General features: G+C 33.2%; 5 protein-coding genes. 3 read left to right on the forward strand and 2 right to left on the reverse strand.

From position 1 onward, the window contains the following. Together RSB60_RS05505 and RSB60_RS05510 are read right to left on the reverse strand one after the other, a co-directional pair. Positions 1-2188: vitamin B12-dependent ribonucleotide reductase (locus RSB60_RS05505; RefSeq protein WP_332615039.1), on the reverse strand; the 2188-nt coding region annotated here is incomplete at its 3' end. Between the two features lie 2 nt (positions 2189-2190). Continuing rightward, positions 2191-2694 (reverse strand): ATP:cob(I)alamin adenosyltransferase, encoded by a 504-nt coding sequence (locus RSB60_RS05510; RefSeq protein ID WP_323381450.1) that lies wholly within the window; start codon positions 2692-2694, stop codon positions 2191-2193. A gap of 146 nt (positions 2695-2840) precedes the next feature. Between RSB60_RS05510 and ispD the strand changes: the two genes are divergently transcribed. From ispD to RSB60_RS05525, 3 genes are read left to right on the forward strand one after another with little or no spacing between them, the layout of a single operon-like run. Further along, positions 2841-3476, forward strand: a complete 636-nt coding sequence (gene ispD / locus RSB60_RS05515; RefSeq protein WP_323381449.1) for a 2-C-methyl-D-erythritol 4-phosphate cytidylyltransferase — start codon at positions 2841-2843, stop codon at positions 3474-3476. Positions 3477-3521: 45 nt separating this feature from the next. Then, positions 3522-4658 carry a helicase-related protein gene (locus RSB60_RS05520; protein ID WP_332615041.1) on the forward strand — a complete coding sequence of 379 codons (1137 nt, stop codon included), beginning with the start codon at positions 3522-3524 and terminating at the stop codon, positions 4656-4658. After that, a complete protein-coding gene (locus RSB60_RS05525) occupies positions 4651-5274 on the forward strand; it encodes a ComF family protein (protein WP_332615043.1) in 624 nt (207 codons plus the stop codon). Before RSB60_RS05520 ends, RSB60_RS05525 begins: the two co-directional genes overlap by 8 nt. Positions 5275-5513: the final 239 nt, after the last annotated feature.

Raw genomic sequence — 5513 nt, forward strand, 5'->3', positions numbered from 1 at the left:
CTTGACGAACAGAGAAACCGCGTGGAGCATTAACTGTTTTAGAGATAGAAGAATCAATCCAACGTTGAATTGCACATTGTGTATCGGCATGTTCCTCAGGACTTAATTGCATAGCACTTACGAAGTAATCAGGTAAAGTATCACGACTATATCCTGGATTCAATGCTAACCATTGATCAACAATTGCAGCATTTACTTCAATGAATTTTCCTAAACGACCAGAACGGAAATAGCTGAAACTGAAATAAGGTTCTAGTCCAGTTGATACACCAACCATTGTTCCAGTTGATCCCGTTGGCGCGATTGTTAATAAGTGTGAGTTACGAATTCCGTATTTCACAATATCTTGACGAATGCTTTCATCCATTAATTTCATATATCCTGATTGAATAAAATCTTCACCCTTTGTAAAGAATGGGAATGAACCTTTTTCTTTAGCAAGTTCAACTGAAGTACGGTATGCACTTTCAGAAATACATTTGAATACTTTATCAATAGTTTCAATTGACTCAGGTGAGCCATAACGGTTTTTAGCCCATATCAATAAATCGTGTAATCCCATGATTCCTAAACCAACACGTCTTTCACCTAAAGCTTGTTCTTTATTTGCTTCAAGGAAGTAAGGCGTATTATCGATTACGTTATCTTGCATACGTACTGTTAGCGCAACAGCATTAGCAAGGTCATCATATAGAATTTCACCAGTTTTCTTATCGACAAAATTAGCAAGATTAACAGCTGCTAAATTACATACAGAATATGGCGCAAGTGGTTGTTCTCCACAAGGATTTGTTGCGACAACTTTTTGACCATATGTCTTAGCATTTGTCATATCATTAGCATTATCAATGAAGAAGATTCCAGGTTCTGCTGAATATGTAGCACAGAAACAGATTAAATCCCATAAATCTCTAGCTTTAAGTGTACGATATTTCTTAATCGGGTAACCCATGGCTTCCCATTCACGAACATCACCAATTTCATGCCATTTTTCATCATATGCAGCTTTTTGTTCATCAGTATAATTTTGAAGGTCTGGGAATCTTAAATCAAATGTTCCATCTTCTTCAACGGCTTTCATGAATTCTTTTGTGATTGTTACCGAAATATTTGCGCCAGTTAAAAATTCAGGACTTTGTACATCTAAACTACCACCATCAAGTAAAATTTCTCTTGCATGATCTTTAATATGTTCAGGAGTAGTTTTAGCTTCAACAAGACTTTCATACATTTCTCTTTCAAGACGAGTAAGTGCTGTGAATTTTAGTTTGTTGTGAGCTAGTTCACGAATTTGTTCATCTTTAGAATTTTCTGTTAACCATTTTAATACTTTAGGGTTTTGCATCTTAGAAATAATAAATTCAATAATATCAGGATGCCAGTCAGCAAGCATAATCATTTGAGCTCCACGACGACTTCCACCTTGTTCAACAAGATTAGTTAAGTTTGCGATGTCATTTAACCAAGATACTGCACCACTCGATTTACCACCAACACCTTTTGCAGGAGCTGATTTAGGACGAAGGGTAGAACCGTTTGTTCCAACGCCACCACCACGACTCATAATTTCCATAACTTCTTTACGATGATCTGCAATGCCACCACGACTATCTTTTACAAAAGGCATAACAAAGCAGTTAAAATATGTAACTTGAGTTCCACTGCCAGCACCATATAGTACACGACCAGCTGGAATCGTATTTAAGTTTTTTAATTGTTCAAAGAAAAGTTGCCCGTATTTTTCACGAGTAGCTTCATCCTTTTCTGGTGTTGCTAAAGCATAACCAACACGCTTTGCAATTTGTTCATAGAAAATTTCTAGTGGCTTATCAATTTGGAAAAAAGTACGTTTAACAATTCCAGTTTGAGATTCTTGTTCATCTTCAAGAGTGCCTCTAAATTCTTCTTCTATTTCAAGAGTAACTAATTCATGATCGTAATCTATAGCTTGTACAATTCCAACACCACGTGCTGGGTATTTAGGATCCTCTTTAATAACTGTTAGTACAATGTCTCCTAAACCTAGAGAGACTAAATCTCGATCTTTTTGAGAGTAACGGTCAAGCATTACTAGACGAGATACACCACTGTGTACAGTGTGAAAGTCATTCTCTATCTTAGTAAGATGAGGGAAATATGTTTCAATGTCCTTGTTTAGTTTTTCGATTGTTTGTTTGCTATAGTTCATAATCATTCTCCTTCATTAATACATTCGTTTATTAGTTCTTTACAGCCGATTATAAACCAAAAGTCACTTAATCTATTAATATAACTTAGGATTTCTAAGGCTACTGGTTGTTCCTTATTTAGAGTGAATAAACTTCTCTCTACACTTCGGACTGTTGTTCGAAGATGGTTTAATGTCGCAGCTTTTTCGTTGTGAAATGGATAAACAAAATGAAAATCATCATCAATAGATTCTTGATCCATTTCAATTTCTAACCATTTTGTACGTTCTTCTGTAAATAGATGACTCGAGTTATATCCGGTTATAATTGCACAAATGCAGTTTAAATCCTCTACAATATGTTGGCATGTAGAGGACAAAGAATCCCATTTTGAACTAATTAAAATACATTCAGCAATACAGGAATCCAGTTCCCCTAATGTATTTATGAGGGTACTTGATTTGTCAACTCGACAACCATATGCACTTGTTGTGCCAGTATCGCCTAACTTTGTGGATACTTTCATGGTTGTACCCCCTTCTGCGTATTTAAATTATACGATAAAAATGTACTGTTTTGAAGTAGAAGTTTTACAAAATGGCACAATAATATAAATATTGAGGAACTTGTGAAATTGTTGTATCATTGAAACAAAGTTGGGAGAATAGATGGATGAATTATTCAGTAATAATTGTGGCCGCTGGTAAGGGGACAAGAATGAATTTAGGCTATAACAAAGTCTATTATCGTGTTGATGGAAAGACAATTCTTGAACGGACGATGAAAGTTTTTGAGGAAGATAAGCGTTGTAGCCAAATCATTATAGTTACAGAGGGTTTAGATTATAAGCAACATACGAACCGATTTAGCGGTAAAATTGTAATTGTTGGTGGAGGAAAAACACGCCAAGAAAGTGTAGAAAACGGTTTGTTTGCGGTAAAAGAGGATATTGTGTTCGTTCATGATGGAGCTAGACCTTATGTTTCTAAAGAATGTATCAATCGCTTGTGCAAGAGTATGGAAAGTAATGATGCAGCTTTATTAATGGTTCCGGCAAAAGATACAATTAAGTCTGTAAAAGATGGATATATTGAATATACACCATTGCGTGAGACATTAATGCATGCCCAAACACCACAAGTATTTAAAACAGCTTTATTGTTATCATGTTATAAAAAAGCAAAGCTTGATAATTTTGTGGGTACTGATGATGCTTCATTGGTAGAAAAATATGGGAATACTCGAATTGCGGTTGTTGAAGGGGATTACAAAAATAAAAAAATCACAACAACTGAAGATTTAGATTAGGAAAATCAAAACTCTTTCTTATAAATAAGTAGAAGGAGTTTTTTTATGAAATGTCCACGATGTTTGAATCAAGATAAGACTTATTTTTATAAAGGAAGTAAAGGGTGGTTGTGTAGAAGATGTATTCAATTTAAACGCCAATTATTAGAAGAGGATAAAACAGTGGCAAATATAGAGGTTGGTCAAGACTCATCTGAATATACATTGAAATATCCACTAACCAATGCACAACTAGTCATATCACACCAATGTCTTGCTTCACTTAAACAGAAAAGAGATATTTTTATTGATGCTGTTTGTGGTGCTGGAAAAACTGAACTTGTGATTGAAAGTATTAGTTATTATTTAAAACAACGTAAATGTGTTGCCTTAGCAATAGCACGACGCCAAGTAGTTTTGGATTTAAAGCGAAGACTAGAAAATATATTTTTGAATGCGAAAGTAATTGCAGTCTGTCAAGACTATACTGAAGATTTAGTGGGTGATTTAATTATATGCACTACACATCAACTTTATCGTTATCCAAAAACATTTGATCTACTAATCTTAGACGAACCGGATGCTTTTCCATATAAAGGAAATGAGGTACTTGCAGGAATTGTACAGACAAGTTGTAAAGGTGAAATGATATTTTTAACTGCAACACCTGATGATTATTTAACAGAACGATTAAGACTTAAAAATATAACGCATTTAAAATTAAATAGAAGACCACATAACCATGATTTACCTGTACCAAGATTGATAGTTTCACCAATAATTTTATTACTTTTATTTTTAATTGATTGGGTAGTTAAAAGAGAAAGTTCAATACTTATTTTTACACCAACAATTAGAATATCAAAATATCTCTATGTCCTTTTATCATGCATAGTTAGAGTGAAAGTATGTACAAGTAAAACAGTGAATAAAGATGAAATTATTGAAGACTTCAGAAACAAAAAATTTCGATGTTTAATTGCTACAACAATATTAGAAAGAGGAGTTACAATTGAAGGAATTGACGTCTGTGTTTTTTATGCAAATCATAGTGTGTTTGATGTTGCGAGCTTAATTCAAATGAGTGGTCGTGTAGGAAGAAGTTTTAAATATCCAACCGGTGATTGTTTGTTTTTAAGCAATGCCAAATCATCTATTGTTAATGAGTGTATTCGTGTTTGTAAAGAGGCTAATCATGGATAGATGTTTATACTGCAATCAATCCCTTGAACATGGGGCAACACTGATTGAATTACTTATTAATCACGATGTTTTATGTCCAATGTGTCGTCATGAACTTATTAGAAATAAAAAGAAATTTATTATAAATAACATTCCAGTCGATGCCTGTTATATTTATAATGATTTTTTTAGTTCATTATTGGTTCAATACAAAGATTGCATGGATGAAGCATTAAAATCAGTTTTTTTATTTAATCATCGCATGATATTTCATGTTAAGTATTGGGGATATACACTTGTGCCAATGCCTAGTTCTAAAGACAAAATAAAAGATCGTGGATTTAATCATGTGCTAGGAATGTTTGAATGGTGTAAAAACGAAAAATATTGTTGCTTAGAAAAAACGAGTAATCAAAAACAAGTCACATCAACTTCAATACAACGGCAAAAAATGATTGGAAATATTCGCTGTACAAAAGATGTAAAACACATTAAAAAGATTTTATTGGTAGATGATGTATGTACAACAGGAAGTACATTGAAAGGAGCATTAGAAGCATTGTCATCTTTTGAAGGTAAAATTAAAATTTTTGTGATTGCAACACACCCATTGAATCTAAAAAAGGTTGTACGCTAATGAACTCGTGAGAAGCTTTTATCAAATAAATTACCATAACTACCACAAAGAGGAAGAATGTGGAATAAAACGAAATAAGGGTACCGATTTTGTAGTTATTCTTTTGTATTAAAACTACCCTAACACTTTAAGTGAACTCTAAGTCAAAAATAAGTGAAGAAAAACTGAAACTTTCGCTGTTTATTTGTTTTAAGTCTATAAATAAGATATAATATACAATGCATAAAAATATGAATTTG

The sequence above is a fragment of the Anaerorhabdus sp. genome (assembly GCF_036657415.1).
GTDB lineage: Bacteria > Bacillota_I > Bacilli_A > Erysipelotrichales > Erysipelotrichaceae > Anaerorhabdus.